Source organism: Mycobacterium gordonae (genome assembly GCF_001417955.2).
GTDB lineage: Bacteria > Actinomycetota > Actinomycetes > Mycobacteriales > Mycobacteriaceae > Mycobacterium > Mycobacterium gordonae_B.
Genome location: NZ_LKTM01000289.1, coordinates 1 through 438 on the forward strand (window position 1 = coordinate 1; position 438 = coordinate 438).

General features: G+C 78.8%; 1 protein-coding gene. It reads right to left on the bottom strand.

Features of this window, described 5'->3' with window-relative positions; translation table 11 throughout:
* Positions 1–438: PGRS repeat-containing protein (locus AO501_RS38315; protein ID WP_419775682.1), on the bottom strand; the 438-nt coding region annotated here is incomplete at both ends.

Genomic DNA, 438 nt, shown 5'->3' on the forward strand with positions numbered 1-438 from the left:
CCGCCGCGGCGCCGACTCCGCCGGCCCCGCCTGTCCCGCCGTTGCCGAAGAACAAGCCACCGTTACCGCCCTGTCCGCCCGCCCGTCCGACACCGGTGGCGCCGAATCCGCCGGAGCCGCCGGTACCGCCGGTGCCCAACAATCCGGCGGCCCCGCCGGGACCACCGGGGACGCCGTTGGCGCCGGACCCACCGGCCCCGCCGTCACCCAACAGCCAGCCACCCGGGCCGCCGGCGGCGCCGCTGCCCGCCGCGCCCGGGGCGCCGTTGCCGATCAGCGGGCGCCCGGTCAGCGCCACGCTCGGAGCGTTGATCACATTGAGCGCCGCCGCGGGTAGCAGCAACCCGTTGGCGCCGCCCGCGCCGTTGGCACCCGCCGGGGCGCCGAGTCCGCCGATCCCACCGGTCCCGCCCAGCCCCAGCAACACGGCCTTACCAC